General features: G+C 63.6%; 14 protein-coding genes and 1 pseudogene. 8 read left to right on the forward strand and 7 right to left on the reverse strand.

The genetic code is table 11. The annotated features are described in order from the left end of the window. Positions 1 to 21: 21 nt before the first annotated feature. The 4 genes from dapA to KIP88_RS37715 all read right to left on the reverse strand — a co-directional run bounded on the left by dapA (position 22) and on the right by KIP88_RS37715 (position 2,109). Positions 22 to 945 carry a 4-hydroxy-tetrahydrodipicolinate synthase gene (gene dapA / locus KIP88_RS37700; protein WP_214493251.1) on the reverse strand — a complete coding sequence of 308 codons (924 nt, stop codon included), beginning with the start codon at positions 943 to 945 and terminating at the stop codon, positions 22 to 24. Positions 946 to 950: 5 nt separating this feature from the next. After that, positions 951 to 1,232, reverse strand: a complete 282-nt coding sequence (locus KIP88_RS37705; protein WP_214493252.1) for a hypothetical protein — start codon at positions 1,230 to 1,232, stop codon at positions 951 to 953. Between the two features lie 128 nt (positions 1,233 to 1,360). Next, positions 1,361 to 1,600, reverse strand: coding sequence for a hypothetical protein (locus tag KIP88_RS37710; RefSeq protein WP_249791320.1), 240 nt, complete (start codon positions 1,598 to 1,600; stop codon positions 1,361 to 1,363). Positions 1,601 to 1,641: 41 nt separating this feature from the next. Then, on the reverse strand, positions 1,642 to 2,109 hold the full coding sequence (locus KIP88_RS37715; protein WP_214493253.1) for a hypothetical protein: 468 nt from the start codon (positions 2,107 to 2,109) through the stop codon (positions 1,642 to 1,644). Positions 2,110 to 2,611: 502 nt separating this feature from the next. Here KIP88_RS37715 and KIP88_RS37720 point away from each other — a divergent pair. From KIP88_RS37720 to KIP88_RS37745, 6 genes and pseudogenes are all read left to right on the forward strand, one after another. Beyond that, entirely contained in the window at positions 2,612 to 2,701 is a 90-nt protein-coding gene (locus KIP88_RS37720) for a K(+)-transporting ATPase subunit F (protein WP_016846764.1), read from the forward strand. A 116-nt stretch (positions 2,702 to 2,817) separates the two neighbouring features. Then, a complete protein-coding gene (gene kdpA, locus KIP88_RS37725; protein ID WP_214493254.1) occupies positions 2,818 to 4,521 on the forward strand; it encodes a potassium-transporting ATPase subunit KdpA in 1,704 nt (567 codons plus the stop codon). A 26-nt stretch (positions 4,522 to 4,547) separates the two neighbouring features. Beyond that, a complete protein-coding gene (gene kdpB, locus KIP88_RS37730; protein ID WP_214493255.1) occupies positions 4,548 to 6,665 on the forward strand; it encodes a potassium-transporting ATPase subunit KdpB in 2,118 nt (705 codons plus the stop codon). 137 nt (positions 6,666 to 6,802) lie between these two features. Next, positions 6,803 to 7,405 carry a K(+)-transporting ATPase subunit C gene (locus tag KIP88_RS37735; protein ID WP_214493256.1) on the forward strand — a complete coding sequence of 201 codons (603 nt, stop codon included), beginning with the start codon at positions 6,803 to 6,805 and terminating at the stop codon, positions 7,403 to 7,405. A gap of 41 nt (positions 7,406 to 7,446) precedes the next feature. Next, positions 7,447 to 10,149: pseudogene (locus KIP88_RS37740) on the forward strand (DUF4118 domain-containing protein); the annotation flags it as partial. Between the two features lie 111 nt (positions 10,150 to 10,260). Continuing rightward, positions 10,261 to 10,950 (forward strand): response regulator, encoded by a 690-nt coding sequence (locus tag KIP88_RS37745; RefSeq protein ID WP_214493258.1) that lies wholly within the window; start codon positions 10,261 to 10,263, stop codon positions 10,948 to 10,950. Between the two features lie 51 nt (positions 10,951 to 11,001). On the opposite strand, the gene KIP88_RS37750 is transcribed toward KIP88_RS37745, so the two are convergent. Both KIP88_RS37750 and KIP88_RS37755 read right to left on the reverse strand, forming a co-directional pair. Next, positions 11,002 to 11,616 carry a GDYXXLXY domain-containing protein gene (locus KIP88_RS37750; RefSeq protein ID WP_214493259.1) on the reverse strand — a complete coding sequence of 205 codons (615 nt, stop codon included), beginning with the start codon at positions 11,614 to 11,616 and terminating at the stop codon, positions 11,002 to 11,004. After that, on the reverse strand, positions 11,613 to 12,872 hold the full coding sequence (locus tag KIP88_RS37755; protein WP_214493260.1) for a DUF2157 domain-containing protein: 1,260 nt from the start codon (positions 12,870 to 12,872) through the stop codon (positions 11,613 to 11,615). The genes KIP88_RS37750 and KIP88_RS37755 overlap by 4 nt, the downstream gene beginning before the upstream one ends. 382 nt (positions 12,873 to 13,254) lie before the next feature. On the opposite strand from KIP88_RS37755, the gene KIP88_RS37760 reads away from it, so the two are divergent. After that, positions 13,255 to 13,860, forward strand: coding sequence for a pyridoxamine 5'-phosphate oxidase family protein (locus KIP88_RS37760; protein WP_214493261.1), 606 nt, complete (start codon positions 13,255 to 13,257; stop codon positions 13,858 to 13,860). Between the two features lie 306 nt (positions 13,861 to 14,166). On the opposite strand, the gene KIP88_RS37765 is transcribed toward KIP88_RS37760, so the two are convergent. After that, entirely contained in the window at positions 14,167 to 15,774 is a 1,608-nt protein-coding gene (locus KIP88_RS37765; RefSeq protein ID WP_214493262.1) for an AMP-binding protein, read from the reverse strand. A 222-nt stretch (positions 15,775 to 15,996) separates the two neighbouring features. Here KIP88_RS37765 and KIP88_RS46955 point away from each other — a divergent pair, with 222 nt between their 5' ends. Further along, the gene (locus KIP88_RS46955; RefSeq protein ID WP_249791321.1) at positions 15,997 to 16,191 is read left to right on the forward strand and encodes a DUF6496 domain-containing protein; all 195 of its coding nucleotides are present in this window, start codon (positions 15,997 to 15,999) and stop codon (positions 16,189 to 16,191) included. The last annotated feature ends 21 nt before the right edge of the window (positions 16,192 to 16,212 follow it).

The following is a 16,212-nucleotide window of genomic DNA, read 5'->3' on the forward strand; positions in this document are numbered from 1 at the left end:
GCCGACAGCGCGAAAATGACATCACGCCTGCGCGGCCTCGATCGAATCGTCGTCGGTGACGCCAGCAAGCGCGCGTGCCACCTGCGCTTTGTCCGCTTCATCCAGTTCCACGATCGGCAAACGGGTATTGGGATGCATCAATCCGAGCAGGCTCAGCGCGTATTTCAAGGCCGCCGGGACGTCATTCGACAGACAAGCCTCCAGCGGGCCGAGACGGCGATGCAACTGACGCGCCGATTGCAGCCGGCCCTGCTTCAAGTTCGAAAAGATCCTCCGGCACACGTCCGGTGCAATATTTGAAACCAGCGAAATACAGCCGTGACCCCCGCTGGCAATAAAGCCGAAGGCAGTAACGTCGTCCCCGGACAACAGTCGAAAGCCGGGCGGTACCAGCGAACTCAGGCGCGTTGGGCGGGAGACGTCACCTGTCCCATCCTTCAAACCCACGAATTGTCTGGACTGAGCCAGAAGGGAAATCGTCTCGTCTGCCAGCGGGCGAACGGTCCGCGCGGGAATGTCGTGCAGGATCACCGGGAGCGTGGTGGAGGCGGCGATGGCGCGGAAATGCGCAGCGATGCCCGCCTGCATCGGCTTGTTGTAGTAGGGCACCACCGACAACACGGCATCCGCGCCGGCGCGCTCGGCCCGCATCGTCAGTTCGATCGCGCGATCGGTCGAATTGGACCCGGCGCCCGCAATGACGCGGGCGCGGCCTTGTGCGGTCTCGACGGCACAGCGAATGAGGCGATCCTTTTCGGCCGTCGTCAGCGTCGATGCCTCGCCGGCAGTCTCACCGACGATGATCGCCGAGGCGCCGGCGTCGATCTGGCGTTCGCACAGCGTGGCGAAAGCGTCGAGATCGAGCTCGGCATCGGCGTCGAACGGGGTTGGGAGGTCGGTCATGTAGCCGGCGAGCCAGCTTGCCGGATTCGCCAGCGAGGTCATGGGGTTCAGCAAGTCCGGCCGAGTTCGGTACGGTCGCCGGCCACCGGTCGACCAGCGAGGCTGCGGCTGCCGTGCATATTGAGCTCGATCTCGCGCGACAATTCGACGATCGTTTCCGGGTGATGTCCGTTCTCGAACAGCGCGTATTTCAGCGCCTGGGTGCGGTTGACGAACAGGCCGCCATAGAGGCCGTTTTGCTCCTGGGCGACCCACTGGCCGCGCCGGTTCCGGCCGATAAAGACGATGGTGGACGCGGCGCTGCACGATGGAGGTTCGACGAGTTTCACGTTGGTATTCCTTCACAAGACGAGTAGGTGTCCTTGAATATCCTTACGGATGGATATGAATTCGAGCGGAGCTTGCGAGCGATCTCATAAGGACCGCATAGGAGATCGAGCTATTTTTTGATGAATGGTCAGCCGAGCGCGCGGGTGAGCGCGCATCGCGCGCCATAGGCCGCCATCTCGTCCCAATGGTTGAGATCGTGATCGAGAAGCCGCTCTCGCCGAATGCCGGCGATCACAGCGCAGAGGACCGTGGCCATCCAGAACAGCGCCATCAGGCTTTGATTCAATGCGATGCTGCCAAAGCTGGCGAAGGCGACCAGGACGAGCAGGCGGACTCCGAACCGGACCAGGACCTGGGCCGAGCGCAACCGTCGCGGCAGGTCGGCCAGTGTTGCACGGAGGCCCCGCGTCAGGCGAAATTGTCGCTGTAGATCGGCTCGTAGACGGTGCCGGCGCGTCGCGGGGCGCTCGGCACGCTGGTCCGGCTCGACGGTGCGCTGACGCGCCGGGCTTCGACGAACGCGCTCAGGATCGCCAGCGCCAGATCGGCGTGGCGGGTCTCAATCGACTGATCCAGCCAATCGGGTAGCTCGCGCTGCCGCGACAGTGCGCAATACCATTCGCCGTCGTCGTAGGCGAGGCGGCGGACCTGCCATTGCGGTAGCTCCAGGTCGATCAGCGCGAGCGCAACGTCGGTCCAGGCGTGTGATTGAATCAGCCGCTCGATGCGGGCGGCCCTGGCGTTCTGGTTCGCGGAAGGCAGGCGCCGGGAGGTCGCGCGAATGATGTCGGAGAGGAATTCGGCGGTGACATAACCGGCGTTGCGGAGTCGATCGCCGAGTTCAGTGGGGACTTGTTGTTCTGAAAGAAGTGACATGGGGTCATCTCAACTCGTAGCGCGGTCGCCATTGCAACCGCACGTCCAAGCTGGCCAGACCCCCATTTGAAAGCGAGATGAGGCAAGGGGCGAAGAAATAGGGATTTCATAGGGGGTCTATCGTCGTCCCTGCGAACGCAGGGACCCCCGCGTGAGCGCCCCGCGCTCATCGCGATACCGCGTTGCTCTCTCGATAGCGCAGAGCGGCTGAGGATCTTCGTAAAGCGGGCTTCGGTGGCTATGGGTCCTTGCGAACGCAGGGACGACGGCGGGAACCTTTATGAGATTCCTATAACATCGCTATTCCTCCCGTCTCGAAAACCTATGCGTCCGGTGGCATCTCACAGCCATCCAATAGGCTGGCCGTTCGTCCGGCTGGCGGGTTACGTCGCACAGGAACATTCCCATGCTGGACATTCTCATGCTGGCCCTCGCCCTGGGCTTCTTCGTGGCGGGCATTGGCTACGCCTATGCCTGCGAACGGCTGTAATGGAGCAGAGCCATGATCTTTGATTACTCGCTTGCCGGACTCGTGTCGCTCGGCCTGCTGTTTTACCTGACCTACGCGCTGCTGCGGCCCGAGCGCTTCTGAGGGTGCCGTGATCACGCTGGTCCAAGTCGTCCTGGCGTTTGTCGTTACCTCGGCACTCCTGCTTGCGCTGATTCACCTGCTGCTGCCTGCAAGAAAATTCTGAAGGATTCCCGACCATGACCGTCATCGGCTGGATGCAAATTCTCCTGTACTGCGCGATTGTGGTCGCGCTGGTCAAACCGCTCGGCTGGTATATGACCCGCGTCTTCAACGGCGAGTCCACCTTTCTGTCCCCGGTACTGCGTCCGGTCGAACGTGGGCTGTACTGGATCGGCGGCGTCGATGAGAAGCGTGAGCAGCACTGGCTGACCTATACGGTCGCCATGCTGCTGTTTCATGTCGGCGGCTTCCTCATCATCTACGGCTTAATGCGGCTGCAGGCGGTGTTGCCGCTCAATCCGGCGGAGCAATCCGCCGTCGCCCCGGATCTGTCCTTCAACACGGCGATCTCGTTCCTCACCAACACCAACTGGCAGAACTACGGCGGCGAAAGCACGCTGTCGTACCTGACGCAGATGGTCGGCCTGACGCACCAGAATTTCCTGTCGGCTGCGACCGGCATTGCGTTGGCGGTCGCCCTGATCCGCGGCTTCTCGCGTTCCTCGATGCGCACCATCGGTAATTTCTGGGTCGATGTGACGCGAACCACCCTCTATGTGCTGCTGCCGATCTGCGTCGTCTACACGCTGTTCCTGGTCTGGCAGGGCATGCCGCAGACGCTTGGCGCTTACGTCGAGGCCACGACACTTGAAGGGGCCAAGCAGACCATCGCGGTCGGCCCGGTTGCGTCGCAGGTCGCGATCAAGATGCTGGGCACCAATGGCGGCGGCTTCTTCAACGCCAACGCCGCGCATCCCTTCGAGAATCCCACCGCGCTGTCGAACCTCGTGCAGATGATCTCGATCTTTGCGATCGGCGCGGCGATGACCAACGTGTTCGGCCGCATGGTCGGTAACCAGCGCCAGGGCTGGGCGATCCTGGCCGTGATGGGCGTGCTGTTCCTGTCAGGCGTCGCAGTCACCTATTGGGCCGAAGCCAACGGTACCTCGACACTTGCTTCGCTCGGCCTCTCCGGCGGCAACATGGAAGGCAAGGAAGTCCGGTTCGGCATCGTTGCTTCCTCACTCTTTGCGGTCGTCACCACGGCGGCCTCCTGCGGTGCCGTCAACGCCATGCATGACTCGTTCACCGCGCTCGGCGGCATGATCCCGCTGATCAACATGCAGCTCGGCGAAATCATCGTTGGCGGCGTCGGCGCCGGGCTTTACGGCATGCTGCTGTTCGTCGTGCTGGCGATCTTCGTCGCAGGCCTGATGGTCGGCCGCACGCCGGAATATGTCGGCAAGAAGATCGAGGCGCGCGAGGTCAAGATGGCGATGCTCGCGATCCTGGTGTTGCCGTTGATGTATCTCGGCTGGACCGCGGTTGCCGTAGTGCTGCCGTCGGCGGTGGCCTCGATGGCCAACTCAGGGCCGCATGGCTTTACCGAGGTGCTCTACGCCTTCACCTCGGCGACCGGCAATAACGGCTCGGCCTTCGGCGGCCTGACCGGCAACACCTTCTTCTACAATCTGACGCTCGCCAGTTCGATGTTCGTCGGCCGCTTCTTCATGATCGTGCCTGCGATGGCGCTGGCGGGCTCGCTTGCCGCCAAGAAGTCGATTCCGCCCTCGGCCGGCACGCTGCCGACCACCGGCGGCCTGTTCGTCGGTCTCGTCGTCGGCGTGATCCTGATCATCGGCGGTCTCACCTTCTTCCCGGCGCTGGCGCTCGGGCCGATCGTCGAGCACCTCGCAATGAACGCCAACACCCTGTTCTGATCGATTTCTCTTCGGAGTTTACGTCCATGGAAGCCATGAAACTGCAGAAGAAGGTGACGGCGTCGGCGATGCTCGACCCCAAGATCCTGGTACCTGCGATCAAATCGGCCTTCGTCAAACTCGACCCACGGCTGATGGTCAAGAATCCCGTGATGTTCGTGGTCGAGATCGTCGCCGCGCTCACCACCGTGATCTTCCTGCGCAATCTGGTGACGGGCGGGGAGGGGCTCGCGTTCACCTTCCAGATCATCCTGTGGCTGTGGTTCACGGTGCTGTTCGCCAATTTCGCCGAAGCGGTCGCGGAAGGCCGCGGCAAGGCGCAAGCGGAATCGCTGAAGAAGACCCGCACCGAGAGCAAGGCGAAGCTGCTGGAAGGATCCGACAAGTCCTATCGGCTGGTGTCAGGCACCACCCTCAAGGTCGGCGATATCGTCCTGGTCGAGGCCGGCGACAACATCCCCTCCGATGGCGAGGTGATCGAAGGCGTGGCGTCGGTGAACGAGGCGGCCATCACCGGCGAGTCCGCGCCCGTGATCCGCGAATCCGGCGGCGACCGTTCGGCGGTAACCGGCGGCACGCAGGTATTGTCCGACTGGATCCGCGTTCGTATCACGGCAGCACAAGGCTCGACCTTCATCGACCGCATGATCAAGCTGGTGGAGGGCGCGGAGCGGCAGAAGACGCCGAACGAGATCGCGCTCAATATCCTGCTCGCAGGGCTGACCATCATCTTCGTGTTCGCGACCGTGACGATCCCGAGCTACGCCGCCTATGCCGGCGGCTCGATTTCGGTCGTCGTGCTGGTGGCGCTGTTCGTCACGCTGATCCCGACCACCATTGGCGCGCTGCTGTCGGCGATCGGCATCGCCGGTATGGACCGTCTGGTACGCTTCAACGTGCTCGCGATGTCCGGCCGCGCGGTGGAGGCCGCCGGTGACGTCGATACGCTGCTGCTAGACAAGACCGGCACCATCACCCTCGGCAACCGACAGGCGACGGCGTTCCGTCCCGTGCGCGGCGTGACCGAGCAGGAGCTGGCGGATGCGGCGCAGCTCGCCTCGCTTGCCGACGAGACGCCTGAAGGGCGTTCGATCGTCGTGCTGGCGAAAGAGAAATACGGCATCCGTGGCCGCGACATGAAGGAGCTCAACGCCACCTTCATTCCCTTCACGGCGCAGACCCGCATGAGCGGTATCGATGCCGGCTCGCTCTCGGTCCGCAAGGGCGCGGTGGATGCGATCCTGACCTATGTCGATGGCGGCGGCGCGGTTCGCGCGGTCGCCTCGGGCAATGCCGTGCGTGCCCTGCAATCGGGCGTCATGTCGGAGACGGGGCGCGAGATCCAGGCGATTTCGGATGAGATCGCCAAAGCCGGCGGCACGCCGCTTGCAGTCGCCAAAGAAGGCCGCCTGCTCGGCGTCGTGCACCTGAAGGACATCGTCAAGGGCGGCATTCGCGAGCGCTTCGCCGAGCTGCGCCGGATGGGCATCCGCACCGTGATGATCACGGGTGATAACCCGATGACGGCTGCCGCCATCGCCGCCGAAGCCGGCGTCGACGACTTCCTCGCGCAGGCAACGCCTGAAGACAAGCTGAAGCTGATCCGCGACGAGCAGGCCAAGGGCAAGCTGGTTGCGATGTGCGGCGACGGCACCAACGACGCGCCGGCGCTGGCGCAGGCTGACGTCGGCGTCGCCATGAACACCGGCACGCAGGCCGCGCGCGAAGCCGGCAACATGGTCGACCTCGATTCCAACCCGACCAAGTTGATCGAGGTGGTCGAGATAGGCAAGCAATTGCTGATGACCCGTGGCGCGCTGACCACGTTCTCGATCGCCAACGACGTCGCAAAATATTTCGCCATCATCCCCGCGATGTTCCTGGCGTTCTATCCGCAGCTCGAAGTGCTCAACATCATGCATCTGGCGAGCCCGCAGAGCGCGATCCTGTCGGCGATCATCTTCAACGCGCTCATCATCATCGCGTTGATCCCGCTGGCGCTGAAAGGCGTGGCATACCGCGCCGTAGGGGCTGGAGCGTTGCTGCGCCGTAACCTGCTGATCTACGGCCTCGGCGGCATCATCGTTCCCTTCATCGGCATCAAGGCCATCGATTTGGTGGTTGCGGCCTTGGGCCTGGCCTAACCCCGTCATTGCGAGCGAAGCGAAGCAATCCATCTCACCCCACGAAGAAAAGCTGGATTGCTTCGTCGCTTCGCTTCCTTGCGCAAACGCTTCGCGTTTGTCGCAGGCAATGACGGAAGACACTTAGGAGACACACAATGCTCAGAGAAATCCGTCCCGCTATCCTCATCCTGCTTTTGCTCACGGCCATCACCGGCCTTGCCTATCCCCTCGCCATGACCGCGATTGCCGGCGTGATCTTTCCGAAGCAGGCGCAAGGCAGCCTGATCGAGAAGGACGGCAAGGTGATCGGCTCCTCGCTGATCGGGCAGGAATTCAAGGACGACAAATATTTCCATGGCCGATTGTCTGCGACCTCTGCCCCGGACCCGGCCGATTCCACCAAGACGGTCTCCGCCCCCTATAACGCCGCCAATTCCGGCGGCTCCAATCTCGGCCCGACCAGCAAGGCGCTGGCCGACCGGATCAAGGAAGACGTCGAGAAGCTGAAGACCGAAAACCCTTCCGCGGCGGTGCCGGTCGATCTGGTCACCACCTCCGGCAGTGGGCTCGATCCCGACATCTCGCCGGAGGGTGCGCTATTTCAGGTCCCGCGGGTGGCAAAGGCCCGCAACCTGCCGGAAGCCCGGGTCCGCCAACTGGTCACGGAGCACATCCAGGGCCGCATGGCAGGATTGCTCGGCGAACCCCGCGTTAACGTATTGGCGTTGAATCTGGCATTGGACGAGGCCTCGAAATGAGACCGGCTAGGCCCGCCGAAGGGTGAGGACTATATTGCCGCATGGTCCAAACCCGCCGCGACCCTGAACAGCGTCCCTCGCCAGAAGCCCTCCTGGAGGCGGCCCGGCGCGAAGACAGCCGCGCGGGCCGGCTCAAGATTTTCGTCGGCGCCGCTCCCGGCGTCGGCAAGACCTACGAGATGTTGCAGAGCGCCCATGCCAAGAAGAAGGCCGGCGCCGATGTCGTCGTTGGCGTGGTCGAGACCCATGGCCGCGCGGAAACCGAAGCGCTGCTGAAGGGCCTCGAAGTGCTGCCGCGCAGGCGGCTCGCCTACAAGGAGCAGACGCTCGAGGAGATGGACCTCGACGCGCTGATCGCGCGGCGGCCGCAGATCGCCCTCGTCGACGAACTCGCCCATACCAACGCTCCGGGCAGCCGTCATCCCAAGCGGTATCTCGATGTCGAGGAATTGCTGTCCCGCGGCATCGACGTCTATACGGCGGTCAACATCCAGCACATCGAAAGCCTCAACGATGTGGTCGCGCAGATCACGCATGTGCGGGTGCGCGAGACCGTGCCGGACAAGGTGTTCGATCGCGCCGACGCCATCGAGCTGATCGACCTCACGCCCGACGACCTGATCCAGCGGCTGAAGGAGGGCAAGGTCTATGTCCCCAAGCAGGCCGAGCGCGCGCTGGAGCATTATTTCTCGCCGGGCAATCTGACCGCGCTGCGTGAGCTGGCGCTGCGGCGCACTGCCGAGCGGGTCGACGAGCAGTTGCTCACGCACATGCAGGCCAATGCGATCGACGGACCGTGGGCCGCCGGCGAGCGCATCCTGGTCTGCGTCAGCGAAGATCCGCGGGCGGCAGGGCTGGTGCGCTACACCAAGCGGCTGGCGGACCGGCTGCATGCGCAGTGGACCGCGATCAGCATCGAGACGCGGCGCAGCCTGCAACTGACCGACGAGCAACGCGACCGACTGGCCGACACCATGCGGCTCGCCGAAGCGCTCGGTGGCGAGGCGCTGACCATTCCCGGCGTCGGCCGCCGTATCGCCGACGACGTCATCCATTTCGCGCATGCCAACAATGTCACCCAGATCATCATCGGCAAGTCGACGCGCTCATGGTGGTTCGAACTGATGCGCGGTTCTGTCGTGCACGATCTGGTGCGGCGTGCCGGCAATATCAGCGTCCACGTGATTGCCGGCGACGAGCAGGGGATAGCGAAGGCGGCGGTGCAAACCGCGGCGCGGCAGGAGCCGTTCGAGGCGCGGCCTTATCTGATGGCGCTGCTGTTCGTCGCGATCGGCCTTGCCGCCGCCACACTGATCAAGCCCCTGTTCGGTGGTATCGAGAACGTCGATCTGGTGTTTCTCACCGCCGTGGTCGCTGTCGCCGCGCGCTTCGGGCTGTGGCCGTCGATGCTGGCAAGCGTCGTGGCGTCGTTGTGCTACAACTTCTTCTTCCTGCCGCCGGTCTATAACTTCACCATCACTGATCCAACCAATATCGCGGCGTTCTTTTTCTTCATGCTGATTGCCCTATTGGTCTCCAATGTCGCGGCGCGGGTGCGCTCGCAGGCCGATACGGCTATTGGCCGGGTGCGTACCACGGAATCGCTCTACGCCTTCAGCCGCAAGTTAGCGGGCACGGCGACGCTGGACGACGTGTTGTGGGCGACTGCCTATCAGACCGCCCTGATGCTGAAGGTGCGCGTGGTGCTGCTGTTGCCGGAGGAGGGCGTGTTGACGGTCAAGTCCGGCTATCCGCCGGAAGACCAGCTCGACAGCGCCGATCTCGCCGCCGCCCACTGGGCCTGGGACAATGACCGCCCCGCCGGGCGCGGCTCGGACACGTTGCCTGGCGCCAAGCGGCTGTTCCTGCCGATGCGGACCGGGCGTGGCGCGATCGGTGTCATCGGCATCGACGACGACCGCACCGGTCCCTTGTTGACGCCGGATCAGCGCCGCCTCTTGGATGCGCTGGTCGATCAGGGCGCGCTCGCGATCGAGCGGGTGCTGCTGGTCGAGGACATGGACCGCGTCAAGCGCACGGTGGAATCCGACCGGCTGCGCGGCGCGCTGTTGACCTCGATCTCGCATGATCTGAAGACGCCGCTGGCCTCGGTGCTCGGCGCCGCCTCTACCCTGCGCGATCTCGGCGCCGGCCTCAACGACGCGCAGAAGAACGAGCTGCTCGCCACCATGATCGACGAATCCGAGCGGCTCAACCGCTTCATTGCCAACCTGCTCGACATGACCAAGCTGGAATCCGGCGCCATCGTGCCGAATACCGCGCGGCACGATGTCGGCGAGATCGTCGGCAGCGCGCTGCGGCGCGCCGGAAAAATCCTCGTGCATCACAAGGTGTCGCTGGAGCTCGGCCCCAATCTGCCGATGCTGGAGCTCGATGCCGTGCTGTTCGAACAGGTGCTGTTCAACGTGCTGGACAACGCTGCCAAATATGCCCCTGGCGGCACCACGATTTCGATCAGGGGAACGCGCGATCAGGGAAAGGTCTCGCTGCAGATCCTCGACGAGGGCAATGGCATCCCGCCGGAAGAGCTGGAGAGCGTGTTCGACAAATTCTATCGCGCGCAGAAGGGCGATCACGTCCGCCCGGGCACCGGTCTTGGACTTGCGATTTCCCGCGGCTTTGTCGAGGCCATGCAAGGCACGATCTCGGCCGCCAACCGCACCGACCGCAGCGGGGCGGTGATATCAATTCGGCTGCCGGTACCGGCCACCAGCATAGCGTTGACAAGCGAAATGGACACCGGTTCGCGTGAAGAAAACGCGTCAGAACATAAAGAAGGAGCCTCTGTTTTGATACAATCGGAACAGAGGCTCTGACGCACTGGATACCGCCGCATGAATGCTCCCGCGATCAAGGTCCTGGTCATCGACGACGAGCCGCCGATCCGCAAGCTGTTGCGGATGGGGCTGAGCACGCAGGGCTATGACATCCTCGAAGCCTCCAACGGCAAGCTGGCGCTGGAGAAGCTGGCCGAGGAGCCGGCGCTGATCATCCTCGATCTCGGCCTGCCCGACATCCAGGGCCACGATCTCTTGCGCATGATCCGCGGCCGCAATGAGAGCGTGCCGATCGTGGTGCTGTCGAGCCGCGGCGACGAGGCCGGCAAGGTGCAGGCGCTCGATCTCGGGGCCGACGATTATCTGACAAAACCGTTCGGCATGGACGAATTGCTGGCGCGGATGCGCGCCGCGCTGCGGCACCAATTGCAGGTTCAAGGCGAACGGCCGGTGTTTCGCGCGGGCGATCTCTCCGTCGATCTCGTCCGCCGCATCGTCAAGACCGGCGAGCGCGAGGTAAAGCTCTCGCCGAAGGAATACGAATTGCTGCGCGTGCTGGTGCAGCACGCCGGCAAGGTGCTGACCCATCGGTTTCTGCTGAAAGAGCTGTGGGACGAGCTGACGGATGCGCAATATCTGCGCGTCTATGTCCGCCAGCTTCGCCAGAAGATCGAGGCCGATCCCGAGCGTCCGCAATTCGTGCTGACCGAGACGGGGATCGGATATCGGTTGCGGGCGCCGGACTAACCGGGTGGTTAGATCATGATCAGCGTCACGCCGCCGCGGGATGGGCGGGTGTTAGAACCACGGCTCCTCATAGGCCGGTTTGCCATCGATCAAGAGTCGCTTGATAGCGGCGCGTCCTGACGGCAGAACTGCTGCAACAACTGTCAGCTTGCTCTGATTGCGGATCTGTTCGAGTTTCAGGCCCTCACCCTCGGGCACGAAATAGCTTTCGAGGTTGTAGCGAATCTGCAGATTGTCGCAGAAGACGCGCCCAGTTGAACCGCAGGTGGCGCCGTAGGCGACGCGGCCGCGGATCAACACCTCGGGACTTGTAACTGCTACGGGTTCGGCATGTACCGAGACGGCCTGGTAGAGCCCGTCGCGGTTGGGCGCGAGTTTGACGAACACCATCGGGTTGCGCTCACCCGCAGTCTGGTTCAGAAGCGAGCCGGCCGGCAGTTGCGAAATGTCGTAGCCGAGGACGACATAGTCGCCGCGCAGGGGATCGCGCGGATCGACGGGACGGGTCTGCAGGGTTACTTCCGTGCCTTCGCGCAAAATCTGGCTGCGATCGATGATCATCACGCTCAGGAGCGCGACCTGAACCAGGGCGGCAGCGCCGAACAGGGCAAGTTTCGGGATGCGTGCCCATAATTCGGCGACAGATGCGGCAGAGGTCTTGATCATTCGCGGGTTCTCGGCAGCAAGCGATTCAGCAACAAAGCAAGCGCAACAGCGACAAGTCCGGCCGCGGCGAGGAACATTGAGCGGTGCAACAGCGAACCCTCCACCGTCCATGTGATTGCCGCGATAACGCCGGCGATCCCGAGCCAGCCGGCGACGATCCGCGGGCGCGCGGTATCAAGCATGGCGGAGGCGACAAGGCAGATCATGGCGCAGAGCGCCAAGGCGTAGGCGCGCCATGGCTCCCCCACGTGCGGCGGCGTCCATACCGCTGATGCGAGAAGCACCAACCCAATCGCACTTGCGGCAAAGGCCGCGCCGGCCCGGCGCGTCGTCGCCGCTGCTCCAAAGGCGAAGATCACTCCTACGATACCGCATGAAATTGCCCAAAGCGGGTGGCTTAAGACGTCGGCGTGGGCACGGAAAGCTTCGTTGGCCGTTGCCGCCTCCAGAATGGCGACGCCGGCCAACGATAAAGCCCCATAAGTCGACAGGACGGCTCCGGCGGAAGATGCCCTCTGCCATGGCGCTACAGCAAGCGCGAGTCCTGCACCGAACAGCAGCGCCGCGCCGTCGGCGAGAACGTATGGCGATGCGGGGTCGGCGAGAAGCGCTGTCGCGATCCACCAGGGAAGCGCGGCCAGCGCGAGGAGGTGGGCCGCCACGCGCGAGTTCCAGGCGAGCGCAAGGCCGGCGGCGGCGAGCCAGATCACCACGAATGAAAAATGCGCCGCATCATGAGTTTCATAGACGCGCATGTTGCTCCATATGCACGCCGCCACCAGCGCAACCGCTAGCGCGCCACGCGAGCCGGTAAGTGCCGCTGCCACAAGCGCGCCCATCGCCCACAGCAGCATGCCGCCCGCAAAGTCGCCACCCAGATGATACATCTGGCCAACCAGGGCGATCGCGGCACCGAAGATGATCGCGCCCACGCTGGCGCAGAGGTCGGCGAGGACGGGCTGGCCCGCACGGGCGAACCAGGCACCGAGGCCATGGGCGCCGACGATGCCGGCAAGCAGAATCGCCAAACGCAACAGGCGTGCGAGTTCTATCCAATGAGCAGCAACGAAAGCCAGAAACGAAGCTGCGATCAGCAGCCCGCCGACGATGGCCACCACCACAGCGATGTTGATGCCGGGAGTGAGCGGCGGAAGTGCAACGCGGATCGCGGCGAGGACCGCGGGCGTGATCACGCCATCGCTCTCCCATTGCGCAAGGTCAGCTTCGAGGCGCTGCCGATAGGCCCGGTCCAACATGATCGTGATTTACCGGGCCGTGCACCAGCCGGCGTCGCGGCAGGTCAGGTGGCGCGCGACACCCAGGCGCGGCGCCTCCAGCTTCAAGTTCAACTTCAGGCGCGGCATTGATGATTCCCCAGTCGCTGGTCAACCTATCACCGTTCCGGTTGCATTGGAACAGCGCGGGTCGCCCGTCCGCAATGCGTGCCGAGCCAGACCGGCATCGGCTGCCGGTTGCGCGCGCCGGATTGATTGGACCGCGACGGTGGTCGCGTCCCCGGTTCATCGTGCGGGTCAGCTTGCCCATACGATGCAACCGTAAAGTGGTATGCTCAATTGCAGGATTTGATCCAGACTGAGCTCGCGCGCGCAGGAAACTCAGGCAGGAGGAAGCACGGCCATGACTGAGAGCGTCATGTATCACGAAGGAAATCGACAACTGCAGGATCGGTTCGACAGCCGCCGGATTTCGGACCGGCTGGAAGAGAAGCTGATGCGCAAGGAATTTACCGCTGACGACAAGCAGTACATCGAAAGCTTGCCATACTTCTTTCTGGCGACGGCCGATGCCGAAGGCCGGCCCGATTGCTCGTTCAAGGGCGGGGCGCCGGGTTTTGTGCGCATCACCGGGCCTTCCGAGATCGCATTCCCCGACTATGACGGGAACGGCATGTTCAAGAGTCTCGGCAACATCGTCGTCAATGCCGATGTCGGATTGCTGTTCCTCGCCATGCATGACAAGCCGCGGCGTCTGCGGGTCAACGGTAGCGCCAGGGTGAGCGACAACGACCCGCTGCTCGCGGAGACGGTCGGCGCGCAGCTCATCGTTCGCGTGACCGCGCGCGCAATCTTTCCCAACTGCCCCCGCTACATTCCGACGATGGGGTCGATCGAGCCGTCGATCTACGCGCCGATCGCCGGACAGGACGCGCCGGAGCCGGCGTGGAAAGGCTTTGCGGACTTCAAGGACTGCATCCACCCGCGGCAACCGACATTCAAGGGGTGAGAGGTCGATTGCAGCCCGCGCCGGTGTAGCGTGCTGGAAAGGTGCTGGCGCATCGCTTCAGTTGAAAATTGAATCCGAAGAACACCCCGTCGTCCCTGCCTAGTGCGCAATTGCGCACGGGCGCAGGGACCCATACCGCGTGATCTATCGATGAAGCGTGGTGGCTGACGCTCTCCGTAAGTCAACTAGAACTATGGGTTACTGAAGCGAAGCCGTCGTGCCGCGTGCCCTTCACAACGGCCGCGGCGTATGGGTCCCTGCGTTCGCAGGGACGACGGTGAAGTCTTTGCAATGAACGGAAGTTCCTTAGATCGCCGTCATCTCACCCTTTGTCCACGCTTCGCGCAGCTTGAATTTCTGGATCTTGCCCGATCCGGTCAGCGGGAACGCGTCCACCACGAACCAGTGCTTCGGCGTCTTGTGCGGCGCGAGCGAGGCGCGCATGTAGTCGATCAGTTCTTCCTTTTCGATTGTTGTCCCCGGCGCCGGGCGGATAAAGGCCGCGACCTCTTCACCCCACTTCTCGTGGGGAACACCGATCACGGCGACTTCGCCGACCTTCGGATGCTTGAACAAGAGTTCTTCCAGCTCGCGCGGATAGATGTTCTCGCCGCCGCGGATGATCATGTCCTTGAGGCGGCCTTCCACCGTGCAGTAGCCGCGGGCATCCATCGCGCAGAGATCGCCGGTATGCAGCCAGCCGTCGGCGTCGATCGCGGCTGCGGTCGCATCCGGCATTTCGAAGTAACCGAGCATCACGTGATAGCCGCGGGTGCAGAACTCGCCGATCGTGCCCACCGGAACGGTCTCGCCGGTCGCGGGGTCGATGATCTTGTTTTCCATATTGGGAAGCGGCAGGCCGATCGTATTGGCCTTGTCCTCGACGCTGTCGGTGGTGCGGGTTTGCGCCGCGACCGGAGAGCATTCGGTCTGCCCGAACACAATCGTGAATGGCGCGCCGAGCTTTTCTTCCAATAGCCGCACCAGCGCGGCCGGCACCGTGGAGCCGCCGGAGCAGATCGCCTTGACAGAGGAGAGATCGGTCGCCGCAAAGGTCGGGTGTTCCAGCATCGCGACCAGCATGGTGGGAACGCCGAGCATCGCATTGCCGCGATAGGTCCCGAGCATTTCCAGCACCAGTCCGGGCTCGAACGCCTCGACCAGCACCGTGGTCGCGGCTTTCGATACCGCGCCGATCACGCAGCAGACGCAGCCGCCGGTATGAAACAGCGGCATCGTGGTGACGAAGACGTCGCCGGCATCGACGCCCATGCGGTCGGCGGTATCGGCGCCGTTGTTGAGAAGTCCGCGATGCCGGAGCAGGGCGCCTTTCGGAAAGCCCGTGGTGCCCGAGGTGTACTGGATCATGACGGGGTCGTCGGGACTGACGGCCGGCAGGGTGACGCTCTCGTCGTCGCCTGCCGCGATGAAGGCGTCCCAGTCGTCGAAGCAGATGATTTCGCGCAGGTCCGGGCAGTTCGGCGCCACCGCCTGCACCGTCTCGAGCATCGGGTTGCCGCGGAAACCGCTGACGACGAAAACGCCGGCCGAGCGCGACTGCTTCAGCACATATTCGACTTCGCGGGCGCGAAAGGCCGGGTTCACGGTGACGAGCACCACGCCCGCCATGCCGGCGCCGAATTCGAGCATCATCCATTCCGGGATGTTCTGTGCCCAGACCGCAATGCGATCGCCGGGCTTGAAGCGCGACAGCAGCGCGCGGGCGGTGCGCTGGGCTTCGCGATAGAACTGCGCATGGGTCCATTGACGGCGCAGCTTCGGATCGGGGACGCCGGCTATCAGGGCCAGACGATCGGGCGCCGCCTCGGCCGCCTTGCGCAAGAGATCGCCGAACGTCATCTCCCGCACCGCAGGCGTCGCGGGGCCTGCGACGTGCGACTTCGTCAATGTCATTAAAGCCTCCCCGGTCCGGGGACGGCGCCGTTCTTGCTGCCGGCGTTTCAGTCGTCCCCCGGTGGTCAAAATGCCCTCCGTCGCCGGTCAATGCAAGCGGACTATGACGTGCAGGAACTTTGCATGCCACCGGTAATTACTTTTTTGCCAAACGGAGGAAGCCGGAGAAAAGCAATGGCACGCAGATACTCGAAGAAAGCGTCGACCGACGTCAGGCGCGCGATGAAGAAACGCAAGGCTGGTACGCTGAAGAGCGGCCGCTCGGGCAGGAAGGTCAAGAGCCGCAAACAGGCGATTGCGATCGGACTGTCGGAGGCGAGGGCCAAGGGCAAGAAAGTGCCGAAGAAGGCTGCGAAGAAGCGGAAGGCTTCGAAGAAGAAGACGGCGAAGAAGTCGAAGCGGAAGACGAAGCGGTAGGCGAAGAAGCGGCGGTAGCAC

Origin of the sequence: Bradyrhizobium sp. SRL28 (genome assembly GCF_018596315.1) — a bacterium.
Lineage (GTDB): Bacteria > Pseudomonadota > Alphaproteobacteria > Rhizobiales > Xanthobacteraceae > Bradyrhizobium.

Excerpts from the sequence above, each read along its gene's own strand:
- KIP88_RS37745 (WP_214493258.1), top strand. The coding sequence starts at position 10,261 with ATGAATGCTCCCGCGATCAAGGTCCTGGTCATCGACGACGAGCCGCCG.
- dapA (WP_214493251.1), bottom strand. The coding sequence starts at position 945 with ATGACCTCGCTGGCGAATCCGGCAAGCTGGCTCGCCGGCTACATGACC.
- KIP88_RS37720 (WP_016846764.1), top strand. The coding sequence starts at position 2,612 with ATGATCTTTGATTACTCGCTTGCCGGACTCGTGTCGCTCGGCCTGCTG.
- KIP88_RS37755 (WP_214493260.1), bottom strand. The coding sequence starts at position 12,872 with ATGTTGGACCGGGCCTATCGGCAGCGCCTCGAAGCTGACCTTGCGCAA.
- KIP88_RS37735 (WP_214493256.1), top strand. The coding sequence starts at position 6,803 with ATGCTCAGAGAAATCCGTCCCGCTATCCTCATCCTGCTTTTGCTCACG.
- KIP88_RS37765 (WP_214493262.1), bottom strand. The coding sequence starts at position 15,774 with ATGACATTGACGAAGTCGCACGTCGCAGGCCCCGCGACGCCTGCGGTG.
- KIP88_RS37760 (WP_214493261.1), top strand. The coding sequence starts at position 13,255 with ATGACTGAGAGCGTCATGTATCACGAAGGAAATCGACAACTGCAGGAT.
- KIP88_RS37750 (WP_214493259.1), bottom strand. The coding sequence starts at position 11,616 with ATGATCAAGACCTCTGCCGCATCTGTCGCCGAATTATGGGCACGCATC.
- KIP88_RS37715 (WP_214493253.1), bottom strand. The coding sequence starts at position 2,109 with ATGTCACTTCTTTCAGAACAACAAGTCCCCACTGAACTCGGCGATCGA.
- kdpB (WP_214493255.1), top strand. The coding sequence starts at position 4,548 with ATGGAAGCCATGAAACTGCAGAAGAAGGTGACGGCGTCGGCGATGCTC.
- KIP88_RS46955 (WP_249791321.1), top strand. The coding sequence starts at position 15,997 with ATGAAGAAACGCAAGGCTGGTACGCTGAAGAGCGGCCGCTCGGGCAGG.
- kdpA (WP_214493254.1), top strand. The coding sequence starts at position 2,818 with ATGACCGTCATCGGCTGGATGCAAATTCTCCTGTACTGCGCGATTGTG.